This is a genomic window from Undibacterium sp. Ren11W, assembly GCF_049340485.1.
Taxonomy (GTDB): domain Bacteria; phylum Pseudomonadota; class Gammaproteobacteria; order Burkholderiales; family Burkholderiaceae_D; genus Undibacterium.
In genome coordinates this window covers 133,381-150,797 of the sequence record NZ_JBMPPB010000003.1, presented here as the reverse complement: position 1 = coordinate 150,797, position 17,417 = coordinate 133,381, and the positions used below count along the sequence as shown (strand labels likewise).

16 protein-coding genes are annotated in these 17,417 nt (G+C 51.1%); 8 read left to right on the top strand and 8 right to left on the bottom strand.

Going from position 1 to position 17,417, the window contains the following annotated elements; all coding sequences use genetic code 11:
• Both ACO0K8_RS09460 and queC read right to left on the bottom strand, forming a co-directional pair.
• The gene (locus ACO0K8_RS09460; RefSeq protein ID WP_422946400.1) at window positions 1-789 is read right to left on the bottom strand and encodes a metallophosphoesterase family protein; all 789 of its coding nucleotides are present in this window, start codon (window positions 787-789) and stop codon (window positions 1-3) included.
• 73 nt (window positions 790-862) lie between these two features.
• Entirely contained in the window at window positions 863-1,570 is a 708-nt protein-coding gene (gene queC, locus ACO0K8_RS09455; protein ID WP_422946399.1) for a 7-cyano-7-deazaguanine synthase QueC, read from the bottom strand.
• 418 nt (window positions 1,571-1,988) lie between these two features.
• Between queC and ACO0K8_RS09450 the strand changes: the two genes are divergently transcribed.
• A complete protein-coding gene (locus tag ACO0K8_RS09450; RefSeq protein ID WP_422946398.1) occupies window positions 1,989-3,221 on the top strand; it encodes a sulfite oxidase in 1,233 nt (410 codons plus the stop codon).
• Window positions 3,222-3,229: 8 nt separating this feature from the next.
• Window positions 3,230-3,562: a c-type cytochrome gene (locus ACO0K8_RS09445; RefSeq protein ID WP_422946397.1), complete on the top strand. Its 333-nt coding sequence runs from the start codon at window positions 3,230-3,232 to the stop codon at window positions 3,560-3,562.
• Window positions 3,563-3,672: 110 nt separating this feature from the next.
• Here the strand turns inward: ACO0K8_RS09445 and ACO0K8_RS09440 are convergent, their stop codons facing one another.
• The 3 genes from ACO0K8_RS09440 to ACO0K8_RS09430 form a co-directional block, all read right to left on the bottom strand.
• Window positions 3,673-4,845 carry a rhodanese-like domain-containing protein gene (locus ACO0K8_RS09440; protein WP_422946396.1) on the bottom strand — a complete coding sequence of 391 codons (1,173 nt, stop codon included), beginning with the start codon at window positions 4,843-4,845 and terminating at the stop codon, window positions 3,673-3,675.
• A 329-nt stretch (window positions 4,846-5,174) separates the two neighbouring features.
• Window positions 5,175-5,951, bottom strand: a complete 777-nt coding sequence (locus ACO0K8_RS09435) for a DUF3108 domain-containing protein (protein WP_422946395.1) — start codon at window positions 5,949-5,951, stop codon at window positions 5,175-5,177.
• A 2-nt stretch (window positions 5,952-5,953) separates the two neighbouring features.
• On the bottom strand, window positions 5,954-7,099 hold the full coding sequence (locus ACO0K8_RS09430; RefSeq protein ID WP_422946394.1) for a DUF3108 domain-containing protein: 1,146 nt from the start codon (window positions 7,097-7,099) through the stop codon (window positions 5,954-5,956).
• Between the two features lie 177 nt (window positions 7,100-7,276).
• Between ACO0K8_RS09430 and ACO0K8_RS09425 the strand changes: the two genes are divergently transcribed.
• A complete protein-coding gene (locus tag ACO0K8_RS09425; RefSeq protein WP_422946393.1) occupies window positions 7,277-8,068 on the top strand; it encodes a PhaM family polyhydroxyalkanoate granule multifunctional regulatory protein in 792 nt (263 codons plus the stop codon).
• A gap of 13 nt (window positions 8,069-8,081) precedes the next feature.
• On the opposite strand, the gene ACO0K8_RS09420 is transcribed toward ACO0K8_RS09425, so the two are convergent.
• Window positions 8,082-8,621 carry a PadR family transcriptional regulator gene (locus ACO0K8_RS09420; protein ID WP_422946392.1) on the bottom strand — a complete coding sequence of 180 codons (540 nt, stop codon included), beginning with the start codon at window positions 8,619-8,621 and terminating at the stop codon, window positions 8,082-8,084.
• A gap of 289 nt (window positions 8,622-8,910) precedes the next feature.
• Here ACO0K8_RS09420 and ACO0K8_RS09415 point away from each other — a divergent pair, with 289 nt between their 5' ends.
• Window positions 8,911-10,926, top strand: coding sequence for an FAD-dependent oxidoreductase (locus ACO0K8_RS09415; RefSeq protein ID WP_422946391.1), 2,016 nt, complete (start codon window positions 8,911-8,913; stop codon window positions 10,924-10,926).
• A 13-nt stretch (window positions 10,927-10,939) separates the two neighbouring features.
• Window positions 10,940-11,365 carry a nuclear transport factor 2 family protein gene (locus ACO0K8_RS09410; RefSeq protein WP_422946390.1) on the top strand — a complete coding sequence of 142 codons (426 nt, stop codon included), beginning with the start codon at window positions 10,940-10,942 and terminating at the stop codon, window positions 11,363-11,365.
• 61 nt (window positions 11,366-11,426) lie between these two features.
• Here the strand turns inward: ACO0K8_RS09410 and ACO0K8_RS09405 are convergent, their stop codons facing one another.
• Entirely contained in the window at window positions 11,427-11,990 is a 564-nt protein-coding gene (locus ACO0K8_RS09405) for a glutathione peroxidase (RefSeq protein WP_422946389.1), read from the bottom strand.
• A gap of 269 nt (window positions 11,991-12,259) precedes the next feature.
• Between ACO0K8_RS09405 and ACO0K8_RS09400 the strand changes: the two genes are divergently transcribed.
• Both ACO0K8_RS09400 and rfaE2 read left to right on the top strand, forming a co-directional pair.
• Complete coding sequence (locus ACO0K8_RS09400; protein ID WP_422946388.1) at window positions 12,260-13,111, top strand: ferritin-like domain-containing protein; 852 nt, start codon at window positions 12,260-12,262, stop codon at window positions 13,109-13,111.
• Between the two features lie 78 nt (window positions 13,112-13,189).
• Complete coding sequence (gene rfaE2 / locus ACO0K8_RS09395) at window positions 13,190-13,666, top strand: D-glycero-beta-D-manno-heptose 1-phosphate adenylyltransferase (protein WP_422946387.1); 477 nt, start codon at window positions 13,190-13,192, stop codon at window positions 13,664-13,666.
• A gap of 106 nt (window positions 13,667-13,772) precedes the next feature.
• Here the strand turns inward: rfaE2 and ACO0K8_RS09390 are convergent, their stop codons facing one another.
• Window positions 13,773-16,262: a sensor domain-containing protein gene (locus tag ACO0K8_RS09390; RefSeq protein WP_422946386.1), complete on the bottom strand. Its 2,490-nt coding sequence runs from the start codon at window positions 16,260-16,262 to the stop codon at window positions 13,773-13,775.
• 364 nt (window positions 16,263-16,626) lie between these two features.
• Between ACO0K8_RS09390 and ACO0K8_RS09385 the strand changes: the two genes are divergently transcribed.
• Window positions 16,627-17,379: an Hpt domain-containing protein gene (locus ACO0K8_RS09385; protein WP_422946385.1), complete on the top strand. Its 753-nt coding sequence runs from the start codon at window positions 16,627-16,629 to the stop codon at window positions 17,377-17,379.
• Window positions 17,380-17,417 lie beyond the last annotated feature (38 nt).

Here is a 17,417-nt window from a genome sequence, read left to right as displayed (position 1 = left end):
TCAGTCTCCTGAGATTAAACGCTGCGCCAGACTGACCGGTAAGCCAGCGGCGATAATTTTTTCAGCGGCGCTCTCGGTATCGTAAGGAATCCGATAGTAGGTCAGCTCTAGTGTGACGGTGTCGAAGGTGGCGTAACAGGCTGCCGGATTGCCGTCGCGCGGTTGTCCTACCGAGCCCGGTATTACCAGCCAGCGTCTTTGCTTACTGAGTGGGATGCTGTTTTCCGGAGTCGGTAAGAATTCGCCGGTTTTGCCAGTCAGTGTCATGTGATACAAGGTGGGCAGATGCACGTGACCGCAGAAAGTGACGTGCGCCTTGGTCGCGTGCATGCTGCGGGTGGCTTCCATGCTGCCTTCTACGTATTCCCATTTTTCCGGTGCCCAGGCATTGGCGTGCACCATCAGCAGGTCTTGGATCTCAATGCGATAGGGCAGATTACGGATGAAATTGAGGTGTGTTTCGCTGAGCTGGGAGCGGGTCCACTCCACCACTTGAAACGCAATCGCGTTCATACCTTTGCGCTCTTCCTGTATGAGCGCAATATCATGGTTGCCCATCAAAACATAGGCACCGCGGCTGGCATAATCCATCACGGTGTCTAGCACCCAGACCGGGTCGGCACCGTAGCCGACCAGATCCCCTAAAAACGCGTATTGGCTAACTTTTTGCTGTTGCGCATGCGCTAAGCAGGCGCTGACGGCTTCGCGGTTGGCATGGAGGTCGGTCAGCAAGGCAATCAGCATAGGGAATTTCTGTAGTGTGGTCGGACGGAAACGCGCTGCTTTCATGTTGCACGCGCGCCATTTTGTTTATATTCAACTGATACCCGCTTAATACTAGACCGTGAAACTAACAGCAAGCTTACAACGCCGCTGCGTATTCTTCATAGCCTCGGGCGCGTAAGGCGCAGGCTGGGCAAGTGCCGCAGCCGTGACCCCAGGGATGCAGCGTGCCGCGCTCGCCCAGATAGCAAGTATGGGTGTCGCTGCGTATCAGATCGACCAGATGGCTGCCGCCTAATCGCTCGGCCATTTGCCAGGTCTGCGCTTTATTGATCCACATTAGCGGTGTCTCTAATTTAAGACGGGTCGCCATACCCAAATTGAGCGCCACCTGTAAGGCCTTCATGCTGTCATCGCGGCAATCCGGGTAGCCGGAAAAATCAGTTTCGCACATGCCGCCGACCAGTACATTGAGTCCGCGCCGGTAAGCCAGCGTCGCCGCCACCAGCATGAACATCAGATTGCGGCCCGGCACGAAGGTATTCGGCAGACCGTTTTCTTGCATGGTAATTTCTATTTCTTCGGTCATCGCGGTGTGCGATAACTGCGAAATCAGGCCTAAATCTAGCATGTGATCTTCGCCTAACTTGGCATGCCAGTCATCGGAAAATCCGCGCATTTTCGACAGCAGGCTAGGGCGCATGGTCAGCTCTATCGCATGCCTTTGTCCGTAATCAAAGCCTATGGTTTCGACATGGCGATAGTGCGCCAAAGCCCAAGCCAGGCAGGTAGTGGAGTCTTGTCCGCCGCTAAATAAAACCAGGGCGCTGTCGTTGCTGGTATTCATATGATCTGTAGCTCCTGTAGAAATCGGATACTGAGGGTGAGTATAGGTAATATTTTACACATTGCGCAGATACTACGTGCGTAATCCCGCTATCGATCGTGATACTCCCTCTCTATTGTAAATAGAACGGAAAAAGGCCGCGCTCTATGGTGATGCTTTGCTTAACTAGGCAGGCGTTTTTCTAGCAAACGAGGCGGCGTCAAGCTAGACTTAATTTTAATCCGTCAGGAGCAGAGTGCAAGCCGAATCGGCAAGTAGACATTTACATAAAATTATTATTGTCCAAAACCAAGATAACTTGCATAATCCTTCAACTCTTGCCAAACAGATCACGGGCTAGCAAGGATCTACAAGAGTACCGCTTAAATCAGTGCACATTGAGACTTTGTTTTTATACCTATCCTTAGAAGATGAAACCATGAAGATCCAACATCCGCCGAGTAATCCTTCCCGCCGCCAACTGCTTACCGGAAGTGCTGTGGCACTGGCCGCGACAGGCATGGCTGGATTAAGTAAAACCGCCTTGGCGCAAGCTGCCGCCAGCGTAGTACCGGCAGCCGCCAAACCTTTGCCAGCCTATGTTGCCTGGAAAGACCCGGCCGCCATGATAATACACACGTCCAGCACTCTGGAAACCAAGCGCAGCGCCTTTGGCACCAGTGTCATTACGCCAGCCGAGCAACTGTATATCCGGAATAATTTACCGGCACCGGACGCCTCCATCGTCGCTGATCGCGATGCCTGGGAAGTGCAGATAGACGGCGTGAAAAATCCGCGCCTTCTGAATCTGAAGCAACTCAAGGGCATGGGGCTGGAAACCACCGCCATGGTATTGCAGTGTTCAGGCAACGGACGCGGTTTGTTCCCGACTAAGGCGAGCGGTACCGCATGGGCGGTCGGCGCGGCCGGTTGTGTGGTTTGGAGTGGTGTGCCGGTGCGTGATCTAGTGGCAGCACTGGGCGGCGTCACCGATGGTATGGTGTATATGACAGGCACCGGCGGTGAGAAAATCCCCGAAGGTCTCGATCCTAAGAGCGTGATGGTAGAGCGTTCGGTGCCTTTGAAAGCTATGGGTGACGCCTTGCTGGCATGGGAGATGAACGGCGCGCCTATCCCGTTGGCGCATGGCGGCCCTTTGCGTCTGATCGTCCCTGGTTACGCCGGTGTCAACAACGTTAAATACATCAAACGGCTGGCATTTACCCAAGAGCAAACCGAGGCAGCGATCCAGAAAACTGGTTACCGGTTGTCTCCACCAGGTCAAAAGGGTGATCCTAGCCAGCCCGCCGTATGGGAGATGGCTGCCAAATCCTGGATCAACTCGCCAGCACCCGACTCTGGCGCAGTGCCTGCTGGGCATACCCTGATCAAGGGCATCGCCTTCGGTGGTATGCAGGCGGTCAAGAGCGTGGAAGTGTCGATTGATGGTGGTGCGTCTTGGTTGGCGGCCAAATTTGTTGGCCCCGATCTTGGTCGCTATGCCTGGCGTCAGTTTGTAGTGAGCGTGCAACTAGCGCCCGGCAACTACACCATTGCCAGTCGGGCGACCGATGCCTTGGGTACTATCCAAGCCGAACTGAGTCTGGAAAATACCGGCGGTTATAACAACGCGAGTTGGCGTGACCATGCTTTAAAAATCAGTGTTATTTAAGGAATATCATGATGTACCCAAGCTCGAAAAAATTACTGAAAATCCTGATGCTGGCAGCCTTAGTGTTGCCCGCTCAGACCTTGCTGGCGCAGGATACTCTGGAAGCCGGTAAGAAATTGTTTAACGAAACTGCGGTGCCCGCTTGTGCACTCTGTCATCGCTTGAAACACGCCGATGCGGCCGGAGAAATAGGGCCGGTACTCGATGAGTTAAGGCCGGATGCTGACAGGGTAGAGAAAGCCATACGCAATGGCATAGGGCAGATGCCCGCCTTTACGACGCTCAGCGAGAACGAGATTAAATTGCTGGCAAAGTATGTCTCAGAGGTGGCTGGTAAGTAGGCTTAGACGCATAGGCATGTGAAAAAAAACGGAGCGCACCCTAGGTGACGCTCCGTTTTTTATGGCTTTGGTGTTGCGGCTACCGTGCAAATTTTATCCGCCTGACCCACTTATAATTTCTGCATCACCGGCAAAGATTTTTCACGCCATTCGGGCATGCCGCCACGATACCAATGAATTTTTTTAGCACCTTTGGCCTGTGCTGCGATTGAGGCCTTGTACGATTTCCAGCATTCAGGGCCGTTGCAATAAAAAATTAAAGTCTGGTCCAGGGATAGTTTTGAGAGTGCCGAAAAGTCGTCCAGTGTGCCATCGTACTCACGGTCTTTCAGGCTCTTTTCGAGATAGGGGGCGTGTACCGCGCCGTTAATATGTTCGCGTTCATATTCCTTGGCACCGCGCGTGTCTACTGCCACCGCACCGGCGGCCAGCAATTTCACTACCTGATCTGCATCCACGCGGGCAATCCCGGGAATACTCTCAGGCGTCAAAATGCCTAGCGATGCGATGTAGCGGTATTGTTCTTCATCGGCCGTGCTGGCGCTCTGGAATTTCGCAAAACCGCTGGCGCTGGCATCGGCTGAGGCTAACCACTTCAAGAGCTTTTTTCTATCGCTATCGGGCATATCTTTACGCACCATCATGGCAGTCCCGGAAGGAACAGCACGTGTCGCTTTTAGAATTTTGGCGACATTCGGATTGCTCTTCAGCCAGATCTGCGCCTCCTCTTGTTCGGCAATGGTGACGTCCGCCAGATTGGATGATATTGCCAGCAAACCGGCACCGCTGGTTTTGCCAAACGTGGTTTTCTGGAAGGATTTCATACTCACTCCCATTTCTGTCAGCAAGCCTTTGGCCAGGTAAGTTCTGGCGGAGTCTTGCTGAGTCAGATACAAACGTGCGCCCTTCATTTTCGCGGCCGTGTCGATTTCTTTGCGCGCGACCAGCACATATTGCGTATTTTGTTTATTGCGCGCCAATAAATCATAACTATGACTAATCGCTGATGCGGTGACATGCGGCGGGCCGATCAGGATATCGTTTTCCTGAGTGCGAGATGCACGCATAACGTCGGTCAGATCTGCGGTTTGTTTGAGAACTACCTGCGACCCCAAGGCTGCAGTCAGTGTAGGGGTAGGCGAGGCCTGCATGGATTGCTGCTGTTTGGCGCTTTCATCTGCAGGGTCGCGGCCGATTAATACCTTGATTTCGGCTTGCGCCAGGAGGGGGAGTGCGATAGTAAATGCAACTGCATACAGCCTTAGATGTTGAGACATACCCATAATTATTTACGATGTGAGGAAGCTGGAAAAAAGGTTCACCGCCAAAAGCCGTGAGAAATATGCAAGCAGAAAACAAAAAACTATTGCCGTGCATTAACATATTTATATCACGCAATACTATTGCAATGCAACATTAATTGCTTTTGATTAAATATTTTCGCTAATGAAATAGCTGAAAATCAAGCATTCCAGCGCGCGATCCTGCTGCGACTTTCAGACCGGCAAGGCAGAACACCCGCAGTGGGATTGCGCGCTGGCGTGGACAGCCAGCGTCGAAAATGAGGTGGTTTTTGAGGTGTGCTGCCGCGTTTGCGACTTACTTATTTTACTTATTCACGCTGCTTATTGATGCTGCTCAGGGTCTGGTCGACGATGTCGCCATCGGCATCGGTAAACTTCAGGCGCACCGGATACCATTCTAGCTTGGGTGCCAGCCAGATTTCTAGCTGCTGGTCTTTCGAGTCGGGGGGCGGTGCTTTAATGATGTGGACGGTAGAGAACTCGCCCAGTGCGGTGTTTAAAGTGACTACTTCAGCCACTTTAAACGACCAGGCTTCGGCATCGCGCCGGCCAGCCACAAACATTTTCCATTCGCTGCCAGGACTAAATTTATCTCCCGCCGCTCTGGCCAGTGCCACCAGTTGCCAGGTTGCGCTGCTGCGATCTTGCTCGCCACCTTTGATAGCGTAATTGTCGTTCGAGGCGGTAAATTGTATGGTTTTTTTGTTGCGGTCAAAACTGGTGGTAGTGGCGTCCTTACCGAAACGTTTCTCTACATATTTATCGGGTGCGACCCCAAATTCGTCGATATTCCCGTAGCTATTTGCTTCCAGAATTTTGCCAAATAACATGACCCGCGTTTCGGTCAGTAAGGTATAGGTTTTTTTGTTTTTTTGCTCAGCCAGCTGCCATTTCACCAGGGCTTCGCCGCTGACCGATAAGCCTTTTTGTCTGGCTTTGATGGCATATTGCAGATCCACCGAGGGCGGTAAATTGATGGCGCTGTCGGCGTAGGCCAGACTGCAGGCAGCGAAATTCGCGATCAGCACTAAGTGGCGCAACAGAGGGCGCAACTGAGGGCGTAGGTGAGTAGTTAAAATGTGCATGTTTAGTGGGGCGGTAAGTTTTTTTGGATGATCTCGGTCACGCTCTGAGTCGTGACCGTACCATTGCTTTCGGTATTGCGGATTTGTATCGGGTACCAACCAGTAGACGGCGCCAGCCAGATCTCCAATTGTGAACTATACGCGCCCGGGCGCGGTGCCCGGACTAAATGCCAGGTGCTAAATTTCCCCAGCTTGGTGCTGAGTTCTTCTTTTTCTAAAATAGTAAAAACAAAGACGCTGAGTTCTTTTTCTTCCGCTACTTGAAAAGCGATTTCTCGGCCAGCGACAAATTGGCTAGGGTCACCCTTGCCTATGCTGGCCAGTTGCATCAAAAAACTAGCCTTATCTTGGGCGCCGTCTTGTATCGCCAGTTTTGCGCTAGATGAAGAGAAGCTGACGGTCTTGTCTTCATTGTGAAAATGGGTCGCAGTTTTGGCGCGGGTTCTTCTCGCTTCGGTACTCAATTCTGGTGCCAGACCAAAACTATTGATGCCGCCTTCACTGGTGAGGCGGTATAGATTGATGGAGGTAAATAGCATGTCGAGTCCGGCCTCAATACTCAATTTATACGTGTCGCCATCTACGCTCCAAACAATCGCACCGACGCCGTAAATCGGTGCGCGGTTGCTGTCTGGCTCGGTGCGCAACAGCGTCATCTTCAGCTCTACCGATTCTGGTAAGGCTAGCGCATACGTGGCGGGTGCTGCGGAGCTGGGTTCTGGCTCAGGTTCTGGTACTGCTACCGGTTTTGTGGACTGTTCAGCCGGCCTGGGCGGAAAGTCGTTGGATGCGCTTCCCGGGCCTATATCCTGAATCTCTGCTGCAGTTATTTCTGGCGCGGGCTCAGGAATCACAGGCTGGTGTGGCTTGGGCTTGCTCTCCCGTTGCTTGAGCACAGGCGGCGGGCTAACTGCCGGAGCTGGTATCTCTTGTACTATTGGACTCGGGCTTAGGTTGATCTGTACTACCTGCTCTAAGCGCGGTGTGGGCATGTTATGCCAATTCGGTATAGCGCTCGCCTGCAGCAGTAAAACGTGCAGCAAAACGGTTAGCAAGGCGGCGACAAGGCTAGTGCGGTTCTGTCGCAGTTGCCGCTTCAGTTGCCGTTTTAAATGAGTAAATGTGGAGGCCGGCGTCGGTGAAATCATGGCGTTAGTGTAAACCTTCTGCGCGGGGCTTGCGCTAATAAGTCAATTTTTGTCTAAGTAAATGCAAACCCTAGCGCTGCAAGCATGCGGATCGCTTGACGCTAAAGCCTGGCTGATGCACCATGACCTTAGATGTGTTTCATTTTCTTTTGTTCAGTTTTTCTTAGGAGTAAAAGTATGACTTCCCCGTTTCAAAATAGTGACAATCCGGCGATGGCTGCGATGAGCGATCCATTGAATTTCGTTAAAAATTTATGGGGTGGCATGCATGTGCCCGGTATGGTGACACCGACGGTATCGATCGATGAGTTGGATAAAAAAATCACCGATCTGAAAACAGTCGAATCCTGGCTAAACGTAAATATGAGCATGTTAAAAGGCTCGATCCAAGCTCTGGAAGTGCAACGCGCCACGATCGCTACCTTAAAAGCCATGGGCGAGAGTTTTGCTGAACAAATGAATCAGGTCAAATCTGGCGCAGCGACCGCAAGTAGCGAAACAAAAACCAGCAACGATGCCTGGCCCATGCATGCCGCAAGTGCTGCGCCTAAGGCCGAAGCACCTGCCGCGAGTAAGCCGGAGGTCAGCAAGCCAGAAGCGGCGAAATCAACGGCCGCTGCTGCTGCCAGTAAGCCAACGGCGGAGGCAAGCTCAACTTCAGGGTTCGGCAATCCAGCGACGATGTGGAACTTGCTACAGGATCAGTTTAAACAAGCGGTGAGCAAGGTGATGGAGGGTGAGCAAGCTGCCAGTGCCATGGCAAAGGCTGCCACTGCCGGTGTGATGGGAACTGCTGCGGCAACCAATAGTGGAGCTAAAGCACCAGTTAAATCGGTCGCTAAAGCAAACGCCAAGGCAGCCCCCAAAACCGCTCAAAAAACGACTGCCGGTGCCGCATCCAAGGTCACTCCTAAGGCGAAGCTGGCACCCAAGAAAACTGCTAAAGTCGTGAAATCGCCTGCCGTTTAAAAATTTCGCTGATTTAATCTGTAGCTAGCTGGAGCAGGGTCTGCAAGGCGTCCTGCGTCCAGCTGATCTGACTCTGCTCGAAGGCGATCCCTGCCTTGAGTATCAGATAATGAATTTGCTGCTCCCGGTTGAGCTTAGGCTGTTTAAAATCCCGAGCCTCAATTTTTTGGTAGGCGAGTAGTTTTTCCTGGTGTAATTGCAGGCGGCGCTTCAGTTCTTCTGGTAAGCCCAGCGGGCCGAGGCTAGCGTCAGCCCTTAATTTGACCATCATTTCATCACGTAATTGCATCGCTTCGCTAGGCGCTCTGGCCCAGCGGCGTAGTTCTTGCTGTCCGGCGGGTAGTACCTCAAACAGGCGCTTGCCAGCACGACCGCCATCCACTTCTCTAGATACGACCCAGGCTTGCGCCTCCATGCGTGCCAGTTCGCGGTAAATTTGCTGGTGACTGGCATGCCAGAAATAGCCTATCGATTTGTCGAAACGGCGCGCCAACTCATAGCCGGACGAGGGTTTTTCTAGTAGCGAGGTTAATAAGGCGTGTTGTAATGACATGGGCGTTGCATATGGTGGTTGTGTGTTTGTTTACACGCATTTTATATGCAACTGCTTGCATAGTTGAAAAAATGTCGCTATAGTTTTATGCAACCAGTTGCATATTTAGGACTTACGCAAAACTGCCCCAGCGGCCTTGTATCCGCCCAATCGTACAATGAGTACCAAAGTACTGTCTTCGGCGGTACGCCTAGCTGGAACAATTTTGCGTAAGTCCTAAAATGATTTGCTTGCTGTCGTTTTTGCTACACGCCTATTTATTCATCGCTTTAGTCAACCAGGAAACGTCATGTCCTTCTATCCTCAGCTTAGTAAACCACTTGATTTGGGATTTACCACTTTGCCCAACCGTCTCTTAATGGGTTCCATGCATGTGGGGTTGGAGGAAGTTGAAAACGGTTTTGAACGCATGGCAGCCTTCTATGCAGAGCGCGCGCGTGGCGGGGTCGGACTGATCGTGACTGGTGGTATCGCACCGAACGAGCGCGCACGTCCGATGAAGGGCGGTGCCATGCTGACTACGGAGGCGGAAGCCGAACATCATAAAATAGTCACGGCTGCTGTACATAAAGAGGGCGGAAAAATCGCCATGCAGATACTGCATTTTGGTCGTTATTCGTATCAGCCTTCTCTAGTGGCACCGAGTGCATTGCAAGCGCCGATTAATCCCTTTGTGCCGCATGCGCTGAGCACAGCAGAAGTCGAACAAACCATAGACGATTTCGTGCGTTGCGCCGCGTTGGCGCAATCGGCTGGCTACGATGGCGTTGAGATCATGGGTTCGGAAGGGTATCTGATCAATGAATTCATCGCGGCGCGCACTAATCAGCGTGAAGATGCCTGGGGCGGCGCGTATGAAAATCGTATCAGGTTCCCTTTAGAAATCGTGCGTCGCACCCGCGAGAAGGTTGGTAAAAATTTCATCATCATTTATCGCCTGTCTATGCTCGATTTAGTGGAGGGCGGCTCGACCCTGGATGAAGTGATACAACTGGCCAAAGCGGTAGAGGCAGCCGGTGCCACCATCATCAATACCGGGATAGGCTGGCACGAGGCACGCATACCAACCATTGCAACCAAAGTACCACGTGCGGCCTACGCCTGGGTGACGCAAAAGCTCAAAGGTCATGTCTCTATCCCACTGGTGGCGACTAATCGCATCAATACCCCGGAAGTGGCCGAGCAATTGTTGGCAGACGGCTTTTGCGACATGGTGTCGATGGCGCGACCTTTGCTGGCGGACTCGCAGTTTATGCGTAAGGCAGAGCAAGGCCGTGCCGATGAAATTAACACCTGCATAGGTTGCAATCAGGCCTGTCTGGATCATACGTTTGCCGGTAAAGTGACGTCTTGCCTGGTGAATCCGCGCGCCTGTCACGAGACTGAGTTGGTGTATGCGCCCCTAGCTGCTGCTAAACGGATCGCGGTGGTGGGCGCCGGCCCGGCCGGCCTTAGCTTTGCGAGCGTTGCTGCCAGTCGTGGCCATCAAGTAACTTTGTTTGATGCCGCTAGCGAAATTGGCGGCCAATTCAATATCGCTAAACAAGTGCCGGGTAAGGAAGAGTTTTACGAAACGCTGCGCTATTTTGGCAAGCAATTGAGTTTGCTAGGGGTGAGCGTCAAGCTCAATACCCTGGCCCAGGCCAGAGACTTAGAGGCCTACGATGAAATCATTCTGGCGACCGGCATTACGCCGCGTGTGCCAGCTATCCCGGGTATAGCTCATCCTAAAGTGCTTAGCTATCTGGATGTATTGCGCGACAAAAAAACCGTGGGTAAAACGGTGGCCATCATAGGTGCTGGCGGCATAGGTTTTGATGTGGCCGAATATCTGAGTCATAGCGGCATTAGCCCTAGTCTGGATAGCAAAAAATTCTTTGCCGAATGGGGCGTTGACACCAATTATCAGACTGTAGGTGGTTTGTGCAAGCCCGAAGTCGAGGCGCCGGCGCGACAGATATTTTTGTTACAGCGCAAAGCCTCGAAAGTTGGCGACAATCTCGGCAAGACTACGGGCTGGATTCATAGAACTGGCTTAAAAAATCGCCGTGTGCAAATGATTGCCGGGGTTAGTTACGACAAAATTGATGATGCTGGTTTGCATATCACGGTGGCGGGCGAACAAAAAACTATTCCTGTGGACAACGTGGTTCTATGTGCGGGGCAAGATCCTAAACGCGATTTACTCGCCGCGCTCACAGATGCGGGCAAATCCGTGCATCTGATCGGTGGTGCAGATGTGGCCACCGAACTCGATGCCAAGCGCGCTATCGATCAGGGCGCTCGTTTGGCCGCAATTATTTAATCAGGAGAAAATTATGCAGCAATTACATCCTCAGGTTGCCAAATCGCTGGCCAGCTGGCACCAAATGATCGCCGACAAAAATTTAACTCATTTGCCAGCCATGGTGCATGCCGATGCAGTGTTTCGCTCGCCCATGGCATTTCAGCCCTACGCCAGCGCGCAGGCGGTGGTGCTGATTTTAAGTACCGTGGTGAATGTCTTTGAAAATTTTGTGTATCATCGTGAATTGGCGACGGAAGACGGCCTCAATGTTGTGCTGGAATTTAGTGCCACGGTCGGTGATAAGCAGCTCAAGGGCATCGATCTGATACGTTTTGATGAGGATGGCAAGATCGTCGAATTTGAGGTCATGATACGACCTCTGAGTGGCTTGCAGGCGTTGGGGCAAGAGATGGGCGCGCGCCTGGCGCAATATCTGCCCGCCTTTAAAAAAGCCTAAAGCTAAACGGCCTAGCTAAGCGCTAGGCCGTTTAGATGTCGTGTTTGATATCTGGTCTGGCTTATTGCGCCAGCGCTTTTTCTATATCGGCCACCAGGCCCTTGTCCTCGGGTGTGGTGACGCTGGTGTAAGAGTCGACCACCTTGCCAGTACGATCTATCAAGTATTTGTAAAAATTCCATTTAGGCGCGGTGCCGCTGGCCTTGATCAGCTGCACATACAGGGGATTGACATCTTTGCCCTTGACCGAGGACTTAGAAAACATAGGGAATTTTACCCCATAGGTGTTGAAGCAAAAATCCGCGATTTGTTTGTCATTGCCAGGTTCTTGTTTGCCAAAATCATTGGTAGGGAAACCGAGTATCACCAGACCTTTGCTCTGGTACTTGGTGTACAGCTTTTCCAAGCCCTCATACTGACTGGTGAAACCGCAATAACTGGCGGTATTGACTACCAAAACCACTTTGCCTGCGTACTGACAAAGATCTTGCGGGCTTTCGTCCTGTAGACGATTAAAGCTGTGCTTGAGCACCTCTGGGCAACTGGCACCCTCCGCCATCGCGCCACCTGCAGTTGCGAACAAACATAGTCCAATGACGAGAGCGCACTTCTGAAAAGGGGACATGATGATTCCTGAGAAAATGAAGCGCTAATCTTAGCCTATCTTTTTCTCTCGCATATAAAATTTTATGTTGCAACGCACGCTAGAAATGAAAACTGCACCCATGGCATGCCCAGCGCGCATATTCCGCGTGGCCTGCAGGCCTGCATGGCTGCAAACCCGCACGGAATATGCGTGAGCGGGCAGGTGCTTGTGAGTAGGTTTGCCAGCTGTCTTTAAACGGTCATATGCAGGGAGTAAGCTAAAGAGAATTTTTCTCTTAGAAGGCTAGCATGCTCTATCCTGAATTGTTTAACTCCCTGGAACAAGTACGTTGGAATATGCAGACCGATATTCCCTGGGATAGCTATGCTGCGGATCAGCTCACCGCTGAGCAGGCGCAGACCATCAAGATGAATGCGATTACCGAATGGTCGGCCTTACCGGCGACCGAGATGTTCCTGCGTGACAATCGTACTGACAGTGATTTTTCCGCCTTCATGTCGATCTGGTTTTTCGAAGAGCAAAAGCACGCTCTGGTATTAATGGAGTATCTACGACGCTTCCACCCGGAGTTGGTACCGAGCGAGGCGGAGCTGCAAAATGTGCGCTTTGAATTTGATCCTGCCCCGCCTTTAGAGACCCTGATGCTGCATTTTTGCGGAGAAATACGCCTGAATCATTGGTACCGCTGCGCCTCGGATTGGCATACCGAGCCGGTCATCAAGCAGATTTATAAACTCATCAGTCAAGACGAGGCCCGGCACGGCGGCGCGTATTTGCGTTATATGAAAAAAGCTTTGAATCAGCAGGGTGATGTTGCGCGTGCTGCCTTCGCCAAAATCGGCGTTTTGATGGCATCCTCGCGGCGTACTCAGCAGGCCTTGCACCCGACTAATTTGCATGTGAATCTCGCTCTATATCCCAATGATACGGTACAAAGCCGGGTGCCCGATCCGGTTTGGCTGGAACGTTGGCTGGATCAGCAAATTAAGTTTGATGCGGTCTGGGAGCAAAAAGTGATACAGCGCATTTTGCATAACTTGTCGCTACTGTTTGAGCAGCCCTTTGAAACGGTGCAAGAGCTGAACCGTTGCCGTAAGCAGCATGCTAGTGGCACGACCCCGACTTTAATCCATGTTTAAAATGCTGTTGGGAGTGGGTTTCACATAAAATACCGCCTGAGTGTAACTATTCATCGCTTCCATTTTGTAGAAACCACCATGCCACACTTTGAAAATAAATTGAGTACCCCCGCCACCTTGTCCGCACAGCTGGCGGCTTTGCCAAAACCTGTCGTCATGACCAACGGGGTGTTTGATATTTTGCATCGCGGCCATGTCACCTATTTAGCCCAGGCCAGAGCGCTAGGCGCATCGCTGGTGGTGGCGGTAAATACCGACGCCTCAGTAAAACGTCTGGGCAAGGGCGATGATAGACCGCTCAATACCTGTGCTGACCGGATGGCGGTGCTGGCCGCCTTAGCCGCGGTCGATCTGGTACTGGAATTTGACGAAGATACGGCCCTGCAAGCAGTGCAGGCGGTGCATCCGGATATTTACGCCAAGGGCGGCGATTACGAAATGAATGCTATTCCGGAAGGGCAGGCGGTGCTGGCCTATGGTGGTCAAGTAGCGGGGATCAACTTTGAGCACGATAGATCGACTAGTAAGCTGCTAGCCAAGGTCAGATCACAATAGGGATAGGACGGTCGCAAAACCGCCCCAACGTCTAAAGTACTGTCTTCGGCGCTGCGCCTGGCTGGGACAATTTTGCGACAGCGTTAATTAAGGCAGACGCAAAATGTTAAGTGGGTTGCTGCTGCTGGCGCTGCAAGAGTAGTTCAAATTGTTCGGCCGGCATAGGCTTGGCGAATAGATAGCCTTGTGCAAAGTCGCAGCCGGCAGCGCGCAGTATTTCGCTTTGTGCGCTAGTTTCTACTCCTTCTGCGACGACTTTTAAACCGAGTTTATGTGCCATCACGATGATCGCCTCTGACAAGGCCAGATCGCTGTCATCGCTGCTCAGATTGCGCACGAAGCTTTGATCGATTTTCAGATAATCGATATCAAATTTTTTCAGATAAGACAGGGACGAGTAGCCAGTGCCAAAATCATCCAACGCCACCTGTATCCCAGCATCGCGCAATTGCCAGAGCTTTTGGCTGATTTTGGTGCTGGCGTCTAGCAACAAACCCTCGGTAATTTCTATGAAAATGGCCTGACCAGGCAAGCCCTGTTGTTGCAATTGTTCTACCCAGCCCAGATAACGTGCGGCGTCAGCTTGAAACTCCAGAGGAGATTGATTGATGCTGATTTGAAATTGACCCCGATACTGAGTACGCCATCTCTTTACCCAGTGCAGTGATTGCTGAAACACGAAATCACCAATCTGCGCTATCAAGCCAGAACTCTCAGCGATAGGAATAAATTCAACCGGGCTAATCATGCCCAATTGCGGATGCGGCCAGCGGATCAGTGCCTCGGCCTTGTCAATTGTTCCACTTGCCAGATTCACGATGGCTTGAAAATGAACTTCCAATTGTTTCTCGGTAATCGCGCTACGTAGTTCGCTGGTCAGACGCATGCGTGCCAGCGCGGCGGTTTGTAATTGCGAAGTAAAGTAGCTAAAACGATTGCGACCGCTCTCTTTGGCGGCATACATGGCCTGGTCCGCATGCTTGAGTAGATTTTCCAGACTTTGCGCATCATTCGGGTACACGGTAATCCCTATGCTGGCAGAGAGAAAAATCTCTTCATTCCCCAAGTGGAAGGGTTCTGCCATTCTGGCAATAATGTTTTGGGCGATCGCTTCCACATGTTCGGGGTCGTGTTGATCAGGCAGAGAGACCGTGAATTCATCGCCACCGAGGCGCGCTACGGTGTCCGATGCCCTTACGCAGGCTTGTAATCTGTGTGCTGCTTCGACCAATAATGCGTCGCCTATGGCGTGCCCCAAGGTGTCGTTGACTTCCTTAAAGTGATCCAGATCTATGAAAAATACCGCCAGTGGTAAGCCGCTGCGTCGGCTTTTTTGTAGGTCGTGCTCCAATCTGTCATTGAACATGCGACGATTTGGCAATCCTGTGAGTGCATCGATATTCGCCTGGCGCCAGATCAAGGCTTCTGATTTTTTTCTCTCGGTAATATCGAGATGCGTACCGAGCATCCGTAGAGGCAGATTTTTCTCATCGTATTCGACAATCGCACCGACCGAGAGTATCCATATCCACTCTCCATTTTGTTTTCTCTGGCGAAATTCGACTCTATACTCGCTCGTTTTTCCATTCAGATAATTGTGATAGGCGAGCAATGCCGTGTCTTTATCCTCCGGATGTAAGCGGCTCAGCCATGCCTCATTGCTTTCATGGAAATTTGCATGATCAAAACCGAGCATCGTCGCATATTCGGCATTGACTATCGTTACCCCGGTCTGTAGATTGGAATCGAATAGGCCCTGCTGTGAGGCAGCCAGTGCCATGCGCAAACGTCCTTCGCTCTGACTGAGCGCTGCTTCAGCATGTTTGCGCACTGAAATATCTGTATGCGTACCTACCACACGTACCGGCTTGCCCTCGTCGTCTCTTTCTATCACGGTGCCGCGGGTGAGTATCCATTTCCATAGACCATCTTTGCATTGCACTCTGTGCTCATTGGTATAGATGGGCGTGTTGCCATCAAAATGGGCTTGTCTATCGCGCCGCATTTGCTCGATATCATCGGGATGAGTACGTCGATCCAATTCGGTGGACAAATCGGCGATCTCGTCTTCCTCATAGCCATAGATTTCTTTGAGGCGTTTAGAAAAAATTTCTACCCCGGTTTTCGGATACCAATCCCACACACCATCTCCTGCGCTTTCCAGCGCGTGTTGCCAGCGCTGCTCCTGTTCGCGGGCGATTTGTTCTAGGTATTTTTTCTGAGTAATATCTTCCAATATGGCGTAGCAGCCGAGCACTGTACCGTTCTCAGAAAAGACCGGTATCAACTGCGCATTAATGTCTCTGGCCCCCCCAGACAGATACGGCACATGCGCTTGGTAACTCGTGTTTTGGCCTGCCAGTGCTTGCTCTACATACGGCAAAACCAGCTCAAAAGCGGCTGCGCCTATCACTTCAGGCAATAATCGCCCCAGTACCTCATTTGACGTCAGTCCAAACCATGAGAGGTAGGTCTGATTGATGAATTGATAGCGAAATTGCGCATCTAAAAACGAAACGCACATAGGTAGCGCATTGAGCAAGGCAAGCAGCTGTGCCTGATCTTCCTGAAACGGACGTGGGTTGGTTTTTTTCATGAGAACCGCGCTGCGAGCGCAGCGCTAGTGGGATTCATGATGAGTAGCTGCTGTGCGTTCAAAGTCTGAGCCTATCGAATAGGGACATGAATGTTGCGAGAGCCAAGTGAAAACTAGTCTGAACCAGCCTGAATTTCCGACTATTTATCCTTTTACACTAAATTAAACAAATTGGGCGTACAAAATACAAAAGTAAGTATCACTTAACAGGAGTGCTGAGTCGGGTTAATGCTAGAACGTAAATGGAAATATGATAGCAAAACTGAGTAAAGTTTAATCTGTTTTTATACCTAATATTTCATACTCATTCGGTCCTATAATTACGTTACCAATTCGCGACGCTACTTTTGAAAGTGAAAGTGCAATGGATCAAGTAAAGGCAATGCTCAATGCATTGCGGATAAATTATCTGACGGACTTTCCTACGCACATCGACGAGTTAGAGCAATTATTGCTAGAGCTTGAGCGGCATGGCTATGGGCTAGAAATCTGCCGTGACCTATACCGCCGTGTGCATAGCTTAAAAGGCAGTGGCGGAACTTACGGCTTGCATGTACTTTCTGATATCTGCCATCCGTTTGAAGATTTACTTTCTCATCTGCTCGAAAATAACGATTTACTCAAAGAGAATTTTACAGAAATCGCCTTGTTGTATGTCGATCTGTTGCGACAGACGCACAGCGTGTATACCGATGGGGTCGAACCGGGTGCCGAAATACACCGCGCGCTACAAGGTATCCGCAAACGCAGCACTAAATCCTCGCACTCGGCGCTACTGGTCGAATCTTCGGAAGTGATACTTGGCCTCTTGAAAGACGTCTTGAGCTCCCAGGGATTCCGAATTGAAGTGGTCAATGATGGTTATCTGGCACTAGGGCGTGTGCTGGCCGAACATTTTGATTTATTGATCACTAGTCTGGAAACCAAACGTCTGAATGGCTTGGCACTGATCAGTGCAGTGCAAAAATCCGGTGCTCGCGGCCACAAGACCAAGACCATTTTGCTCACCACCAAGCAATTAAATATAGTTGGTGAGCAACCAGATTTCATCATAAAAAAAGATGCACATCTCAAAGATAAATTCAAAGAAATCGTACTTGAGAATATTTCTTCTTAGCGCTTTCCTGAAGTTTTTTTCGCGGATCAGCTTTTTGA